General features: G+C 39.4%; 17 protein-coding genes. 12 read left to right on the forward strand and 5 right to left on the reverse strand.

What is annotated here, in order from left to right; all coding sequences use genetic code 11:
* Positions 1-67 precede the first annotated feature (67 nt).
* Positions 68-1,021, reverse strand: a complete 954-nt coding sequence (locus tag B4Z47_RS21350) for a glycoside hydrolase family 43 protein (protein WP_115048517.1) — start codon at positions 1,019-1,021, stop codon at positions 68-70.
* A 253-nt stretch (positions 1,022-1,274) separates the two neighbouring features.
* Entirely contained in the window at positions 1,275-2,168 is an 894-nt protein-coding gene (locus B4Z47_RS21355) for a DUF4377 domain-containing protein (protein WP_115048519.1), read from the reverse strand.
* A gap of 39 nt (positions 2,169-2,207) precedes the next feature.
* Between B4Z47_RS21355 and B4Z47_RS21360 the strand changes: the two genes are divergently transcribed.
* From B4Z47_RS21360 to B4Z47_RS21375, 4 genes are all read left to right on the forward strand, one after another.
* Positions 2,208-3,107, forward strand: coding sequence for a hypothetical protein (locus tag B4Z47_RS21360; RefSeq protein ID WP_115048521.1), 900 nt, complete (start codon positions 2,208-2,210; stop codon positions 3,105-3,107).
* Positions 3,094-4,020 carry an alpha/beta hydrolase gene (locus B4Z47_RS21365; protein WP_312194605.1) on the forward strand — a complete coding sequence of 309 codons (927 nt, stop codon included), beginning with the start codon at positions 3,094-3,096 and terminating at the stop codon, positions 4,018-4,020. The genes B4Z47_RS21360 and B4Z47_RS21365 overlap by 14 nt, the downstream gene beginning before the upstream one ends.
* A gap of 136 nt (positions 4,021-4,156) precedes the next feature.
* Positions 4,157-6,481, forward strand: coding sequence for a TonB-dependent receptor (locus tag B4Z47_RS21370; RefSeq protein WP_115048525.1), 2,325 nt, complete (start codon positions 4,157-4,159; stop codon positions 6,479-6,481).
* 6 nt (positions 6,482-6,487) lie between these two features.
* On the forward strand, positions 6,488-7,285 hold the full coding sequence (locus B4Z47_RS21375) for a DUF4249 family protein (RefSeq protein WP_070560865.1): 798 nt from the start codon (positions 6,488-6,490) through the stop codon (positions 7,283-7,285).
* On the opposite strand, the gene B4Z47_RS21380 is transcribed toward B4Z47_RS21375, so the two are convergent.
* Positions 7,282-7,833, reverse strand: coding sequence for a polysaccharide deacetylase family protein (locus B4Z47_RS21380; RefSeq protein ID WP_376746068.1), 552 nt, complete (start codon positions 7,831-7,833; stop codon positions 7,282-7,284). The genes B4Z47_RS21375 and B4Z47_RS21380 overlap by 4 nt on opposite strands.
* Positions 7,834-7,947: 114 nt before the next feature.
* Between B4Z47_RS21380 and B4Z47_RS21385 the strand changes: the two genes are divergently transcribed.
* From B4Z47_RS21385 to ispE, 5 genes are all read left to right on the forward strand, one after another.
* Positions 7,948-9,327 (forward strand): TolC family protein, encoded by a 1,380-nt coding sequence (locus B4Z47_RS21385; RefSeq protein ID WP_159332923.1) that lies wholly within the window; start codon positions 7,948-7,950, stop codon positions 9,325-9,327.
* A 22-nt stretch (positions 9,328-9,349) separates the two neighbouring features.
* Positions 9,350-10,654, forward strand: a complete 1,305-nt coding sequence (locus B4Z47_RS21390; RefSeq protein ID WP_070560902.1) for an efflux RND transporter periplasmic adaptor subunit — start codon at positions 9,350-9,352, stop codon at positions 10,652-10,654.
* Positions 10,655-10,760: 106 nt separating this feature from the next.
* Complete coding sequence (locus tag B4Z47_RS21395; RefSeq protein ID WP_070560859.1) at positions 10,761-11,723, forward strand: helix-hairpin-helix domain-containing protein; 963 nt, start codon at positions 10,761-10,763, stop codon at positions 11,721-11,723.
* Complete coding sequence (locus B4Z47_RS21400; RefSeq protein ID WP_046676245.1) at positions 11,710-12,237, forward strand: adenine phosphoribosyltransferase; 528 nt, start codon at positions 11,710-11,712, stop codon at positions 12,235-12,237. Before B4Z47_RS21395 ends, B4Z47_RS21400 begins: the two co-directional genes overlap by 14 nt.
* Before the next feature lie 30 nt (positions 12,238-12,267).
* Complete coding sequence (gene ispE, locus B4Z47_RS21405; protein WP_115048527.1) at positions 12,268-13,083, forward strand: 4-(cytidine 5'-diphospho)-2-C-methyl-D-erythritol kinase; 816 nt, start codon at positions 12,268-12,270, stop codon at positions 13,081-13,083.
* Positions 13,084-13,157: 74 nt separating this feature from the next.
* On the opposite strand, the gene B4Z47_RS21410 is transcribed toward ispE, so the two are convergent.
* Positions 13,158-14,003, reverse strand: a complete 846-nt coding sequence (locus tag B4Z47_RS21410) for an ATP cone domain-containing protein (protein ID WP_046676247.1) — start codon at positions 14,001-14,003, stop codon at positions 13,158-13,160.
* Between the two features lie 135 nt (positions 14,004-14,138).
* Between B4Z47_RS21410 and B4Z47_RS21415 the strand changes: the two genes are divergently transcribed.
* Positions 14,139-14,435 (forward strand): YgaP family membrane protein, encoded by a 297-nt coding sequence (locus B4Z47_RS21415; RefSeq protein ID WP_046676248.1) that lies wholly within the window; start codon positions 14,139-14,141, stop codon positions 14,433-14,435.
* A gap of 76 nt (positions 14,436-14,511) precedes the next feature.
* Here the strand turns inward: B4Z47_RS21415 and ychF are convergent, their stop codons facing one another.
* Entirely contained in the window at positions 14,512-15,612 is a 1,101-nt protein-coding gene (gene ychF, locus B4Z47_RS21420) for a redox-regulated ATPase YchF (RefSeq protein WP_070560853.1), read from the reverse strand.
* A gap of 68 nt (positions 15,613-15,680) precedes the next feature.
* On the opposite strand from ychF, the gene B4Z47_RS21425 reads away from it, so the two are divergent.
* Positions 15,681-16,016, forward strand: a complete 336-nt coding sequence (locus tag B4Z47_RS21425; protein ID WP_070560851.1) for a Rieske (2Fe-2S) protein — start codon at positions 15,681-15,683, stop codon at positions 16,014-16,016.
* Between the two features lie 88 nt (positions 16,017-16,104).
* Complete coding sequence (locus tag B4Z47_RS21430; RefSeq protein WP_070560849.1) at positions 16,105-17,109, forward strand: NAD(P)H-dependent glycerol-3-phosphate dehydrogenase; 1,005 nt, start codon at positions 16,105-16,107, stop codon at positions 17,107-17,109.
* Position 17,110: the final 1 nt, after the last annotated feature.

Here is a 17,110-nt window from a genome sequence, read left to right on the forward strand (position 1 = left end):
ATAAAAAAAGAAGCCCATTTCGATTGATCTGGGCTTCTTTTGTTGTTTGCAAAAACGAGTATTTTTGCTATTTTAATGGATACTTGACACCTGTAAAGGTCATCTTAACAGGTATGATATGTCCATTTTTGTCAAATTTCATTTCCTCGATACAGGTGACGCGCTCATTGGCCCCATCTTTGCCAAGCGGTCTACGGTGGTAGACGATAAAATACTTGTCTTTGTTGGGTACTTTGATGACTGAATGATGTCCGGCGCCAACAGCGACTTCGGGATCTCGTTCTAATATTGTCCCGATGCGCTCAAAAGGCCCAAATGGCGAATCGGCGATGGCATAAGCGACTTTGTAGTCGGGGCCTGTCCAACCGCCTTCCGACCACATGAAGTAATATTTTCCATCTTTTATAAACATAAATGGTCCTTCAACGTAATCTTTAGGGGTGATTTCTTTGTAAAAGCTACCATCATCAAAAGGGAGCAAGCCGGTGAAATCTGGCTTGAGCTTCACCATATTGCAATGCTTCCAACCGCCGTAATACATATAGAAAGTTCCGTCTTTATCTTTAAAAACAAACTGATCTATCGGTTGAGCGCCATTGATAATATCGTTGATTAAGGGTTTGCCCAATAGGTCGCTATAGGGACCTTCTGGCTTGTCGGCCACAGCCACCCCGATGCCTCCGATCTCGCCTTGATGTACATCATTGGCTCCGAAAAATAGGTAATATTTGCCTTTGTTTTCCAATACCGCTGGTGCCCACATAGCTTTTTTCGCCCATTTGACATTGCTGTTTTCCAAGATGCGGCTGTGTTTTGTCCAGTTGGCCAAGTCGGAAGATGAAAACGCGTCGAAGAATATCTGCTCTTCATAAGGTGCCGAATAGGTCGGGAATATCCAGTATTTATTGCCATAGATAATACCTTCAGGATCGGCATAGTTTCCCTTGATGACAGGGTTCTTCTGGGCAAAAAGTGTCGCGGTTAAAAGTAAGGCTGTTGATGTTAAAAATGTTTTAATCATTGTATCGGTTTAAACCTGTAAGATACAGGATAAATATGGATCGGGATGAGTCAAAATGAATCATTTTTATGCTCATTTATCTCATTATTTTTTGAAATGTTAAAATTTTGTTAAAATAATATTGTGCTTTCGATTGTTTCCGATTTATTTCACATATTTGTTTATGTCATTTCCAAATGGCATAAATACTTTTCATAAAATAGGTTAATAATATGGCTAAGATACCCAAAGTCTCCCAGACTTTGGGTGTTTTTTATTCCCGCTCTAACCCAAAAATCATGACTAGTTTTCTGTCGTTGTATAAATTTAAGGTTTGTTCGGCTATGTCAAATTGAATTTGTTTTTGTTCAAAAATTTGGAAAAAGTCATTTTCGATATTTTGGCCATTGCAGGCACGCATGGTGCTTGCTAGGTGTATAAAGCTGATTTTGTCCCCTTTAATAGTGAAATTTCCCCAAAAATTGTTGCATCCCGTTGTTCCGGTAATCGTGCCATTTCGGGCATCGAACCCGATGCTTGCTTTGCTGTCGGTGACATCCTTTCCATTTAACTGAAGTAAATTCCATTTAAAACGAGCCAGAAATGCGGCCACACTGGGCAGTTCATTTGTACGTTCTTTTGAGACAACTTCAATTAAGCTGTATCTGATGGTGTCTGTATCTTTTTGTTTCGTTTGTTTTACCCGAATGCGGTAACGGTAGCCCTCTTGGTAATCGAAACCTTGAATGGTTGCAGCGAGGTATTCCCATTTATTTTTTTTATCAGATTTTATCTGCAGACACTTCAATTTACCAAGGTTCTGAGCATTTACGTAGTTTTCTCCAACTTCCCATGTGTCCACAGCCGTCTCTTCCGATAATGATTTTGTGATCGTTTTGGCTAAGCTGTATGTTGGACGTGAACCGTTTTGACGTTTGAGGATCTTGATGTCATATTCAAATTTGGGATCATAATCAAATTGGCGTATCTCGGTATTGAATTTCTCCCAATCTTTACTGTTGTAGTACTTGACAAGATAAGGTGGTGTTTGGCGAAGACCGGATTTTACTTTTACACGAAATGAAGAATTCTGCGCGAGTAGGCTGTGACAGGGGAATAAGAGTGTTAAAAAAAGGAGTAATGAACTGTATGTGGAAGGCTTCTTCATAATTAGAAAGTAAATATCAATAAAAACGTATCTTTAAACATGAATATTGCACGATTGAATCTGTGCCTGCTGTTTACATTTTCTCTGTTAAGTTTGCAGGTGTACAGCCAAAATAGGAAGGATTATTTTAAAACGCAAATTGCTCTTGGGGAACTGACTGATCCACAATTGAAGGAAGTGTCGGGTATTACACCGGCATATCAGGAGGGTAATTTTTGGGTACACAATGATAGTGGTGACGGTGCAACTATTTATTTAATTGATCGTCAGGCCAAACTACTGAAAAAATTTTCACTTGAAGGAGTCTCTGTCGTCGACTGTGAGGATATCGATCGGGTGAAAATTGGAGATACCTATTTTCTCGTCCTCGCGGACATCGGAAACAACGCCGGGAAAAGAACCTGGACATGCCTGTATGTATTTCCTGAGCCTCAGGCCGATGATCCTGGGCTTATTCCGAAGAAGTCCATTCGGGCTATCTTTCTTAAATTTCCTGGCCAGCAACGGTTAGATGCCGAATCGATTATGATTGATCCAATTGACAACATGTTGTATGTTATATCTAAACGTGAATTTCGATCGACTGTTTATGGCGCCGAAGTATTTACAAATGTTAAACAGCAATATTTCACCTTAAATAGGATAGCAGAGCTGCCATTTACTTTTGCTACGGCTTCTGCTATAGATCAGACAGGTACACAACTGCTTGTAAAGAATATTACCCATATTTTCTATTGGCAGAGAAACCGAAGTGAATCCTGGAAGCAGGTATTGCAACGAAAGCCAGCTATTCTGCCTTATCAGGTAGAGCCGCAGGGGGAAGCAATAGCTTTCGATAGCAATGGAACTGGATTTTATACAATTAGCGAGCGTCCATTTGGTTTAAAATCCTATCTTTATTTCTTTGAAAGAAATCAATACATTTATGATAAACACTAGACCTATTTTCAGTTATTCGATGCATAATTTTCATCAAACCGATCCTATCAAAAGCGGCCTATTTTGTCTGGCCGGTATTAGACAGCTGTTAATTGCATTCACTTTATTTTTATGCACACTCACGAACTCCTACGCTGCAAAAGTGGATACTCTTTCCATTCAGAGCCCGTCCATGGGTAAAGCAATTAAGACAGTCGTAATTCTTCCGCAAAATTACTCGAGCAAAATCAATTATCCCGTCCTTTACCTATTGCATGGTTATTCCGGTAATTATAGCAATTGGGTTAAAAATTCAAGTGTAAGCGCATTGGCAGATCAGTATGGTTATATGGTGGTTTGTCCCGATGGCGGTTTTGGAAGCTGGTATTGGGACATCGCGAACGATAAAAACTACCAATATGAAACCTTTGTGTCCAAAGAGCTGATCGATTATGTAGATCAGCATTATTCAACGATCAAAGATCGGAGCGGAAGGGCTATTACGGGTTTAAGTATGGGCGGGCATGGCGCGCTCTCGCTGGCCATAAAACATCAGGATAGTTATGGCGCTGCAGGAAGTACGGCCGGTGGGGTAGATTTTAGACCTTTCCCCCTAAATTGGGAAATTAAAGATCGCATAGGGAATTATGCTGATGTATCGCAAGAATGGGATAATCGTGTTGTTATGAATATGGTTCCCAAATTAATCAATAATAAACTTCGCTTAATCATCGATTGCGGTAAGGAAGATTTTTTCTACACGGTGAATGTTGCGCTGCATGATAAATTGATGTACCATAATATAAATCATACCTTTGTTACAAGTGAAGGTGGACACAATTGGGAGTACTGGTCTCGGTCAATTGTTTATCAAATGGCTTTTTTTAAGGGATATTTTGATCAAGCGAAGAAAAGTGAAAAGAAAAATGGATAAATATTTGGCATAAATGAATAAAATGCTATTTTTGTTAAACAGAGACCTTAACTAACAAATTATAAACTTATTATTAAGCCTTACAAATTGTAAGGCTTTTTTATTATTTTCAGCAAAATTTTGACTTCACTTGATTATGTTTAAACCTATAAAGGTTGTTTTTTGTCTTTCTTCCATTTTGTTCTGCGCGCAGCAAGCGTATAGTCAACAGTCTAAATCTATTTCGGGGTTTGTTAGGGACAGTATCAGCGGTGAGAATATTATTGGTGCCGTGATACGAAACGATGCGGAGGAAAAATCCACTGCGTCAAATAAATATGGTTTTTTTAGCTTGTCTGTCCGTGATGGCAGCAAAGGGATAGAAGTATCGTCGGTAGGCTATCGAACAAAAGGATTTTCTGTTTATCTGGATAAGGACTCCACTTATATTATTCAGTTGGTACCTGAGGAAAATCAGCTCGCCGAGGTTACCGTGACCGGAAATAGGCGCAAATCAATAAAGGATCTAACGCCTGGGCTTACGCAGTTTAGCCCTAAAGAAATCGAAAAAGTCCCTATACTATTTGGAGAAAAAGATATTCTCAAGACCATACAGCTATTTCCAGGAGTAACCAGTGGTGGGGAAGGAAGCAGCAATTTTTATGTGCGTGGTGGTGGTGGCGACCAAAACCTGATTTTGCTGGATGAGGCTCCTGTCTATAACAGTTCCCATCTGTTCGGTTTTTTCTCGACCTTTAATTCCGATGCGATCAAAGACGTTAATTTCTACAAGGGTGGGGTTCCGGCTCAATATGGGGGTAAAATTTCGTCGGTTATGGAAATAACCACCTTGGATGGAAACAATAAGCACTTCAACGTAGAAGGTGGCTTGGGACTTATCGCCTCGCGTCTTAAATTGGAAGGACCTATTCAAAAAGGCAAGAGCTCATTTATGATCTCCGGCAGACGTACTTATGCGGATCTTTTCTTAAAACTTTCAAGTGATGAGAATATTAAGAAGAGTGCGCTCTTTTTTTATGACCTCAATGCAAAGTTTAATTATCGCATCAATGATAAGAATACACTTTACTTGTCTGGATATTTCGGTAAGGATGCAATGGCTTATCATGATTTGTTTGATTTCAATTGGGGAAATGCGACTGGAACCATGCGTTGGAACCATGTCTGGAGCAATAGGTTGTTTAGCAATACAACGTTAATTTTTAGTAAATTCAATTATCAGGTTAAGATTGAGGATGATAATAACTTTAAGATCCGCTCAGATATCTTTAATTACAATTTTAAGCAAGATTTTCAGTACAATCTTTCGGACCGTCACAATCTAAAATTTGGATTGCAGGCAGCCCTGCAGGAAATCCGACCGGCAAGTATCGAAGCGGGGGAAGATTCGAAGGTGAATTCATTGCAAATTCAACATCGTAAGGGTGTTGATGTTGCTGCATATCTAACCGATGACTGGTCAGTTACCGACCGTTTAAAATTAAACTTTGGACTGAGAGCATCCGCTTACGCAGCATTGGGACCGGGAACATTTTATACTTTCGATCCTGCTGGCGAGGCCGTGGATTCTACCTATGTAGGAAATGGCAAGTTGGGTAAAAAGTACGTCTATCTGGAGCCTCGCATTTCCTTAAACTACGCGATCAATGATTTGACAACGGTAAAGGCTTCGTTTAATACCAATGTTCAGTATTTGCATCAACTGAGTAATACGACCAGCAGCCTTCCTACCGATCAATATGTACTGAGCAATAATACAATTAAGCCGCAGTTATCCAATCAGTATTCGCTGGGTTACTTTCGGAATTTTGCATCCAACAGATATGAATTCTCTGTTGAAGGTTATTATCGAGATTTAAAGAACCAGATTGACTATAGGAATGGCGCCGATCTACAGGCAAATGAATTGCTGGAAGGGGAATTGCTGTTTGGAAAAGGTAGAGCGTACGGCATTGAATGGTTTCTGAAAAAGAGACTGGGGCGATTTAGCGGCTGGCTGAGTTATACTTTATCCAAAAGTGAGCGCCAATTTGAACAGATCAATGATGGTGCGTGGTTTAGTGCGCGGCAGGATAAAACCCATAATATAGCCATTGTGGCGCAGTATCAGTTAAATCCGAAGTGGAATTTGAGCGCCAATTTTGTCTACTATACAGGTGACGCCGTAACGATGCCCGCGGGGAAATATTTTGTTGACGATCGTACGATCTTCTATTACGATAAAAGAAATGGGCAGCGGATGCCAGCTTATCACCGCCTGGATTTGGCAGCAACTTATGATATTAAGCGAACAAAGAATAGCTACTCGAGCTTGTCGTTTGGTCTCTACAATGCCTATAACCGAAAAAATGCCTATTTGATCGACTTTAGAGAAAAAGAAGGACAATCCAATGTCACCGAGATTTATCGGATAGCATTATTTGGAGCGATACCATCGATTACGTGGAATTTTAAATTTTAGCAAAGTATGAAGAAGATATTAGGAGTTATAGCTGTTGCATTATTTACTTTAGGGAGCTGCGAAGACAAAATAGAATTGGAACTGCCCGAAAATACAGGTCAATTGGTTATCACCGCAGATTTGATGGTTTCGGATCAACAGCATGAGATTAGTATACAGCAGGTTGTAAGTATTAAAGACTCGCTGTTTTCTCCGATAACAGATGCAGAAGTGATCGTTAAGAATATGCAAAATAATCGCACTTATACGTTTCAAGCGGGGGCTGACGGGCTGTATACCAATAAGACATTACGGTTACAGGAAAAGGTCACTTACCAGTTGCAGGTAAAGACCGCTGATGGAAGGGAGATCCAAGGGGTATCAAAGGTTCCCAGCTATGTGGATGTGGATTCTATAGGGCTTTCACAGCGCATTATTTTTACTGATACCATTTATTATCCAACTCTCGTATTTGTTGACCCCCCGGAAAAAGGGAATTATTATAAGTATAAGATGTCGGTGAATGGAGGTAAACTACGTTTTATTGATGTCTTTAACGATAAGTATAACAATGGCTTAGAGGTGCAGCATGATATTGTCGACCGCGATAGAGATTTGAAAGTTGGTGATCGTGTGCGTATCCTACGTCAATGTATCGATGTAGGCGCCTACAATTACTGGAATAGTTTTCAAATGATTAATCCTGGTTCGGCTTCGCCATCTAATCCGATTTCAAATTTAAGCAACAATGCATTGGGGTATTTCAGTGTCAGTGTAGGTAAATATTATGAATCTGAGGTGACGTTTGCTAGAAGTAAACCTTAATCTATTCTCGAAAGCTGATAGTTATTTTTTAATAGAAATTCTATTGTTTTAGGGAGAACATATTCGACACGGGGAATGGCTTTGATATTATCATGAAAAATAATAACAGAGCCATTTTTAATGTTGGGCAAAACGTTTTCGAGGCATTTCTGGGGACTTAAATTCGGATCAAAATCACCCGACATAATATCCCACATGATCACACGGTATTTTTTATAGAGTTGACGGAGTTGGGATTTTGTTGCTCGGGCATAAGGCGGGCGAAAAAGATCGGTTTGGGTCAGTTCCTGGCATTTTGCAACATTTGCCAAATACTGCTCATCATTTGTCTCCCAGCCTTTGAGGTGATTGTAAGTATGGTTGCCCACCTGATGTCCTTCCGCTAAAATTCGTTGAAACAAATGTGGATTTTTTTTAATATTTTCACCAACACAAAAAAATGTTGCCTTCACCTGATATTTTTTTAGGATATCGAGTATAAAAGGTGTAATTTCAGGAATTGGACCATCGTCAAAAGTAAGATAGACTTTTTTTTCATGACGTGGCATGTTCCATATTGATTTGGGATATAGCCATCTAAGGAAAAATGGAGATTTGACAAAATACATAACCGATAAATGAAGTTCAAATCTAAAAAAAAATGTATGGTTCTACATATGGACATGAAAAGATTTTATTATTCTGCAGTAGTATTTACTGGGTTATTTCTTGGAACTAATGTTTTAGTTCAAGCCCAACAGGTTGTGGGGGTGGCCGAGGCCATTCGTATGACATTGGAACGGAACGTACAGATAAAGCAAGCGGCCCTGAACAAAGATCTTGCTGAGCAGGACCTGTTTCAGGCAAAAAGTAATTTGTTGCCAAACCTGAGTGCTACTGTGGATCAAAGTTTCCGTTATGGTTTTGGTTTCGATTTAACTTCTGGACGAATCGTTAATAACACTTGGACAAAAGGAACCAGTGGCTCCGTGGGATCTAGTGTCAACTTATTTCAGGGTTTTCAGCAGGTCAATCAGATCAAAGCGAATAAATTGCAACTGGAGTCTACAGCGACTCAGGTAGATAAGATCAAGAATGATCTCGTGCTCAATGTGTTGGTGAATTATTTGGAAGCAATAACCAATCATGAGATGATGGTTGCCAGTGAAGATCAGATTGCTTTATCAAAGCAACAATTTTCTTTGGACTCCATCCAATTTGCAGTTGGTAATAAAACAATTGCCGATCTTGCTAAGTCAAAAAATCAGGTTGCCACAAATGAACTGAACAAAGTTAATCTAAAAAATTCATACGAAATGTCTTTGTTGACCTTGAAGCAGTTGATGGAAATGCCTCCTGAAACCGTTATTTCTTTGGAACGCCCGAGTCTGGAAGCCATATTGGTTCATGCAGTGGATAAGAATGCCGTGGATGTTTACCAAAAAGCGCTCACCTTACAGCCCGATATTCACAAATCTGCATTGGATAAAGAGGTGGCATTGAAACAAATCGATATCGCGAAGGGAGGCTATTATCCTACACTCAATCTGAATGTGAGTTATGGAACGAATTACTCCTCTGCAACGACAAGACAAACCGATCCCTTAGATCCTGCAACTCTTTTTAGAGTGCCCTTTGGCCAGCAAGTATCGGATAATAAGTCATTTTTCACAGGTTTATCTCTTGCTATTCCTATTTTTTCGAGAAATCAGAATAAAGTGAATGTGGCCAAGGCAAAGATTGGTTTGAAACAGGCGGAGGCATCCGAGCAGTTGGCAAAAAATAACTTAAACAAGGCCGTTAATCAGGCTGTATTGGATGTGAATGCGGCCAAACAACGCTATAGCTCGGCTACTGTAGCATTTGAAAGTGCTGAAACAGCATTCAAGGCAACAAAGGAGCGTTATGATATTGGTATGGCGAATTCACTGGAATTGTTTACAGCTCAAACAGAACGAAATAAGGCCGAATTTGACCTTATTCAAGCAAAATATAACGTAATATTCAGATCGAAGATCATCGATTATTACCTTGGAAATCCAATTCAATTCGATAACAATTAATCTATTTGAACTAACAAAAGAAATGGCAAAGAAAAAACGTAGCATTGGAAAAATTATACTGATCATCGTAGTGCTCTTGGTGGTCCTTGGCTTCATAGGTTTTAAAGCTGGCTGGTTTGGAAAGGGAGAGATTACTAAAGTCGCTGTGGATGTCGTAAAGGAGGCCGATGTCGATGAATTAGTTTCTGCGAGTGGGAAGATTCAGCCTGAGGTGGAGGTTAAGTTGAGTTCGGAGGTATCTGGAGAGGTTGTTGAGCTTAACATTAAAGAAGGTGATTTTGTTAAAAAAGGACAGGTGCTCTGTCGCATCAAACCTGATATTTTGCAGTCTGGTTATGATCGTTCGGTTGCGGCAATGAATTCACAGCGGGCCAATCTCGCAGCTGCACAACAGCAATTAAAACAACAAGAAGAAAACTTCAAAAATGTTGCCGCTACCTATAAACGGAATCAGGAGCTTTTCGAAAAACGTGTTATTTCTGCTTCAGAAATGGATAAAAGTTCTGCCGAATATTTTGCTGCACAGGCTTCTATCCAAGCACAAAGGGAAACGGTACGTTCGACAAAATATGGCATTGACCAATCACAAGCGTCAGTAAAAGAAGCACAGGATAATTTGAATCGGACGACAATCTATGCGCCCTCAGATGGTATCATCTCGCTCTTGTCTATCGAAAAGGGAGAGCGTGTTGTTGGAACGGCGCAGATGGCAGGTACAGAAATTATGCGTATAGCCAATATGAGCTCGATGGAGGTTAATGTCGATGTAAATGAAAATGATATTAATAATGTAAGGGTAGGGAATCAAGCTGAGATCGAAGTCGATGCTTTTAAGGATAGGAAGTTTAAAGGTGTTGTGACGGAAATTGCTAGCTCGTCTAAAAATATAGCAACAACAACGACGACGACATCATCGACAGATCAGGTAACAAATTTTAATGTAAAAGTGCGCATCAGTGCAGAATCGTATCAGGACTTGATGAAAGAGAACGTTGCATCGCCATTTAAGCCAGGGCTTTCAGCAACCGTTCAGATATTTACAAAACATGATAAAGGGCTGGTTGTTCCGATTCAATCGGTAACTGTGCGTTCTGATGATAAAGATTCTACCAATACAAATAAGAAAGTGGAGGAGTATGTATTTGTCCTAAAAGATAAAACTGTTAAGCAGGTGTTGGTAAAGACCGGTATTCAGGATGATAAAAATATCATCGTTACCTCAGGGCTGAAAAAAGGGGATGAAGTGGTCTCTCGGCCATTTGATGCTATTTCAAAAACTTTAAAGGATGGTAGCCAAGTTGAAAAAGTGGACAAGTCAAAGTTATAAATCTCTTTGTAGATAATAATTAATAAAAAGGGAATTGTTTTTAATAATTCCCTTTTTATTTTCCTTATAATTTATTAAATTTAGATATCCCAATTTTTAGCGGCTTATGAAGAGGCTATTGGCTTATTTTAAATTTAATAAAACAGAACAAAATGGGTTTTTCATTATTTTGGTAATCATTGTGTTGTTTGTGACGATCTATGCTTTGATTAAAAGCAATACGCGCGATCCAATTCCCAATCAGGCCAAATTATTTGAACAATCCTTTCATGACTCTCTTGAGGTCTCTGGTCCGGTAAACAAACAGGAGGTCGAGGCAACCTATTCGACTAAAGACAAAAGTGCGGGGGCAATATCTGAACATTCGGTTTTGGAAGAGACCAAACTATTCTATTTTGATCCAAACAATTTACCACACGCTGATTGGCATAAGTTGGGGCTTTCTGATAAACAGATTGCGGTCCTGAAAAACTATGAAAAAAAAGGTGGAAGGTTTAGAGTAAAAACCGATCTGAAGAAAATTTACTCGATCAATGGCCGACTTTACAACAGATTAGAGCCCTACATTCAAATCAAAACAATGCCTGATTCAGCGCGAACAAAACAACAAAATAAAGCGCCTTTGCTTTACGATAAGTTTGAAAGAAATAAAGCCGAGCTTATCGATATTAATACCTGTGATACCACAGCATTAATCAGTCTTAAAGGGATAGGTTCGGTTCTATCCAAACGCATTTTGAAATATAAAGAGGTTCTTGGTGGGTTCTACCGCATAGAACAATTAAAGGAGGTTTATGGAGTTACAGCCGAGACCTATGACCAGATTAAAGACTATATTGTTGTAGCCAATTTAGATGGAATCAAAAAAATCAATATTAATAAGCTTGATGCAAATTCATTGGCCAAACATCCGTATCTTAGCCCTAAAGATGCGAAACTAATCGTCAATTATAGGGATCAGCATGGAAGTTATGTCAATATTGAGGACTTGACAAAAATAGGAACACTTTCAGATCTTGCGATTGCGAAGATTGCGCCTTATTTAATATTTGAGAATGATTCAAGATAAATTGAAACTGGAAATCCGGGATATTGTGGATTTTCCTAAACCTGGTATTGTCTTTAAAGATATTACCCCTTTGTTGAAAGATGCGGCATTGTGTAGCGAAATGGTTGATGCGATTATTGATCAATTGCAAGGCATAGAGATAGATGCTATTGCTGGAATTGAGAGTCGGGGTTTTCTATTTGGATTTTTACTTGCCAATAGGCTGGGCTTGCCTTTTATTCCAATCCGAAAACAAGGTAAATTGCCTTTTAAAACCGTATCTGAATCCTATGCACTGGAATACGGCCAGGCAACCATTGAAATCCATGAAGATGCTTTTGAAAAAGGAAGCCGTATATTGGTTCACGACGACCTTTTAGCGACAGGGGGTACCGTCGTTGCCGCCAGTAAACTTATTGAACGACTTGGTGGGGAGATTGTCGCCTACAGTTTTATTATCTCTTTGGATTTCCTTAAAGCGAAAGGACGGTTATCTAGGTTCAGTGATAATATCTTTTCATTGGTAAGTTATTAATTTTGAAATATACGATTTAGAGCAATTCACATGATACTTTTTGCAAACGCTAAACTAAATATTGGGCTGCAAGTCATTGCCAAGCGTACGGATGGTTATCATGAACTGAATAGCGTTTTCTATCCACTTCCGATTTACGATATTATCGAATTATTGGAAACGACTGCTGCGGAGACAACACTAAACATTCAAGGGGAACGTATCCCAGGGAATCTCCATGATAACCTTTGTATAAGAGCTTTTGAATTGTTGAAAAAAGATTATGGCATTCCACCCGTTTCCATTGATTTGGTCAAACAAATTCCGATTGGAGCAGGATTAGGCGGCGGTTCTGCGGACGCGTCTTTTGTTTTGAAAGGACTTAATACGCTCTTTCAATTGAATCTTACTGAAGAGCAGCTGGCGGGATACGCCGCAAAGCTAGGTGCCGATTGTCCTTTTTTTATCGCAAATAATCCTGTTTTTGCAACAGGTATTGGGACAGATTTTAAAGACTTAAATCTAAATCTGGATGGCTACCATCTTGTGGTAATTATGCCTAATATTCATATTTCTACGGCTGAGGCTTTTGCTGCTGTGCAACCTAAGGCACCCGAAGTTAATTTGGAAGAAGCGATTCGTTTGCCCATCCAAGAGTGGAAGTTTCATATTCGAAATGATTTTGAGGATGGTATTTTCGAAAGTTACCCCTTGTTGAAAGAAATCAAAGAAACTTTATATCAAAAAGGAGCAATTTACGCTTCTATGTCAGGGTCCGGAGCAGCCATTTATGGTATATTTTGGGAAAAGACAGATTTAAACGAACTTGCGAAATATGGCAAGATCTATCATCCGACCAAGCTTTAGAAGTAATATCGACTACTGAAAAAGGTGTTATGTATAGCTGTCCAAACAGGTATACATAACACCTTTTTTTATAATTAATATTCTTCTTCCACCTGATAGTTGATGAGTTCGCGAGCCTCGTTTAAGACCTTTTCTTTCCGTTCTTTTGTTAAGTTTAGGAGATCCAATTTCTCGGGATTACTCACGATATCTTTTACCAAAATAAGTTGATTTTTGAGCAGTTGCTGTTCCTCAAGGTCGGAAAGAGTTGTGAGACAAGTGACCGGATAGAAAACAGCTTTGTCTACTCTCTTTTTGATGCTATTTTCTTTTGGATAATCCCAAGAAAGCAAGTTGATATGATAGTATTTGGCAAAATCAATCGAGTCGGAGGTGAAGTATGCATTGGTAATCAGCCAGCCTTCTTGAAACTGCAGCTGTTTTCCAAAAAACTGATAATTGATATTGCTGATATCTTTGAATCTTGAAAGATAATACATGGGCGTCGTTACGGATATTTTTGCGTCAATATCGTTTCGAAATTTGCATTCGGCGGTGATCAGTTTACCGTCCTTATAGGCTACAACATCCAATTCATGGGAAACGGCATGTCCCTGTACGGTCTGTCCGGTGGTGCTTTCATATCCGATGGATCGCAGAAGGTGGGCAATGTATTTTTCGAAGTAGAAACCTTCGGGGCCAAGTTCACGCAGGGCTTTCTTAAGGCTGTAGCGAGCGGCGTAAGAATTTCGCACAGTTTTTAACGTATCAAAGGCCAGCTGATAGAGTTCTCTTGTTGAAATCCCATCATATATTTCGTTGAGTACCTTATCGTAGACCTGATTGACCTGGTCAGCATTGGCACCGGAACGAGAAAGCGAATGACGAAGCGATTCACCATTAAAGGGTACCAATTCACCAGAATATTTTTTGATTTGCATGTATCTCTAATTTGTTAAATACGAATATAAGAGATGTCGTCGGAGAAACAACATAAAAAACTATTATTCTATTCCTAAACTTTTTTAGGACACCATTTGTTTATAACATGTACGATAAATAAAATGGAGATAATTATGAGTAACCTACTAAACTTTGCATTTGATAAGATAAAAACAAAGATCGAAGACGATTGTATCGAAGAAAATATTGGCACCTCTGAGCGTGTTCTGTCGGTGATTGCCGGCGGATTCATATTGGGCTTGGGTGTTAAAAAACTTTTTAAATCACCACTGACTGGATTATCAGGATTGACCCTTGGCGGAGCGCTGATCTATCGCGGCGTAACTGGTCATTGTGATGTTAAGAAAGTGCTGGAAGATAAGGATATCAAAAAAGTAGAGGTGATTGAACACCGCTATTTTGTTAAATAACACAAAAAAAAGAGGCCAGTACATTTCATGTACTGGCCTCTTTTTTGTATTTATCTGTTTGAACAGGTGGGAATGATTATACATTAAAACGGAAGTGCATGATATCGCCATCTTGGACAATATATGTTTTTCCTTCCACCGATAACTTTCCAGCTTCTTTTACCGCATTTTCGGAGCCAAGTGAGACAAAATCGTCATACTTGATTACTTCAGCGCGGATAAACCCTTTTTCGAAATCTGTGTGGATTACACCTGCAGCCTGAGGGGCTGTAAATCCGTTCTCAATCGTCCAAGCGCGAACTTCCTGTACACCAGCGGTAAAATAAGTCGCCAAATTTAAAAGCGAATATGCAGCGCGGATGAGCTTATGTACGCCAGATTCTTCAAGACCCAAGTCGTCTAAAAACATCTTTCGTTCTTCGTAGCTTTCCAGTTGTGCGATTTCAGATTCGATCTGTGCTGAGATAATCAATACCTCGGCTTTTTCATCCTTTACAGCTTCCTTAACACGTTCTACGTAAGCGTTACCTGTATTAACAGAACCTTCATCTACATTACATACATAAAGTACAGGTTTAGCCGTTAACAAGGCTAAATCCTGGATAAACTCAAAATCTTCAGCTTCAATTGCTGCTGTACGGGCGGATTTTCCAGCTTCAAGATGATCTTTGACGATTGATAGGATGTCAAACGTTCTTTTTGCATCTTTATCGCCGCCTGTTTTAGCCATTTTTTCTACCTTCTGGATACGTTTTACTACAGTGTCCAAATCTTTAAGCTGCAATTCGGTGTCAATGATTTCTTTATCTCTGATTGGATCTACCGAACCATCTACGTGGATCACGTTCCCATCGTCAAAACATCTTAAAACGTGAATAATAGCATTTGTTGTACGAATATTTCCTAAGAATTGATTGCCTAAGCCTTCACCTTTTGAAGCTCCTTTCACAAGACCGGCGATATCGACAATCTCGATGGTGTTTGGAACAATTCGTTGCGGGTTGACTAATTCAGCTAATTTATTGAGACGGGCATCCGGTACGGTAATTACCCCAACATTTGGTTCAATTGTACAAAATGGAAAGTTAGCCGCTTGCGCTTTCGCGTTCGACAAACAGTTAAATAATGTTGATTTACCGACGTTTGGTAAACCTACGATACCGCATTGTAAAGCCATATATAGTGCAAATTTTTGAAATTGCACAAAGATAGAAAATTCACTGTAATTTTTAGCTATCTTGTCGAATGGTTCATTGGTACAAAATTGAACATGCCGATTTTCTTAAAAATCAGGGCATCAGCGAACATAAATTTGGTGGAAAAATTATTTGTATTACCTGGTACGAAGACCAACTCTATGCTTTCTCGCCTAAATGTCCACATGCTGGGGCACCATTGAAAAATGGCTGGTGTGAACGTGGCAAAGTAATCTGTCCTTTTCATCGCCATGAATTCGATCTGGTGTCGGGAAGAGGTAATCCCGAACAGCATGATTTTATTCGCGTTTACCCCATAAAATTCGAAAACAACGATTATTATGTTGGCTTGGAATTAGGCTTCTGGGAGCGTTTATTTGCTTAAAAAGTAACGAAAGTATCATATCTCACCGCGTGAATCGTATATCTCGTTAGTAAATAAGTATATTTGCTGTCGAAAACAAATTAAAGACATGCAGGGGAAAAAGATTGGTATAATTGGTAGCGGAAGTTGGGCTACTGCTATGATCAAGATGCTATGTGAAAATGACCAAGACAAGCATATTTTTTGGTGGGTAAGAAAGGAAGAGGATGCAGAATATATTCAAAAATTCAAACATAACCCGACTTACCTGAGCAGTGTTTCGGTTGATCTTAGTATTACGACGATTGATACCGATGCTAAAAATGTAATTACTAATTCAGATATTGTCATTTTAAATACGCCTGCGGCCTATTTGAAGGATGCACTGGCCAATGTGACGAAGGAAGATTTTAGAAATAAAATTGTTGTTTCAGCCATCAAGGGGATTATTCCCAAAGATAATTTGATTATCGGTGAGTTTTTGGAGCAACGCTATGAGGTCGATATTGAACAGATCTGTGTGGTTGGTGGTCCCTGCCATGCGGAGGAAGTTGCCTTAGGCAAATTGTCGTATTTAACTTTCGGCTGTAAGAACCTGGATAGTGCAGCATTGGTTGCTTCCTTTCTGTCGTCAAGGGTTATCAAGACGATTCTTTCGGAAGATGTACTCGGAATAGAATTTGGTGCAGTATTGAAAAACATCTATGCGTTAGCTGGAGGTATCTGTCACGGCTTAGGTTACGGTGATAATTTTCAGGCTGTGCTGGTCTCCAATGCAATTCGCGAAATGCGTCGTTTTGTAGGTAAAGTAGATGGTGATACGTCAAGGGATGTGAATACTTCGGCTTATTTAGGGGATCTTTTGGTAACAGCCTATTCCCAATTTAGCCGAAATAGAACCTTTGGTAATATGATCGGAAAGGGCTACAGTGTACAATCTGCGCAGTTGGAAATGAATATGGTGGCTGAAGGGTATTACGCATCGGCATGTATTCAAGAGTATGCGAAAAAATATGCGGTGGAATTGCCAATATGCGATGCCGTGCATCAAATTTTGTATGAACACCTCCCTGCATCTAAAATTATTCAAGCATTGAGCGAAAAATTAACATAAT

Origin of the sequence: Sphingobacterium sp. UBA2610 (assembly GCF_002339225.1) — a bacterium.
In the GTDB taxonomy this organism is placed as follows: domain Bacteria; phylum Bacteroidota; class Bacteroidia; order Sphingobacteriales; family Sphingobacteriaceae; genus Sphingobacterium; species Sphingobacterium multivorum.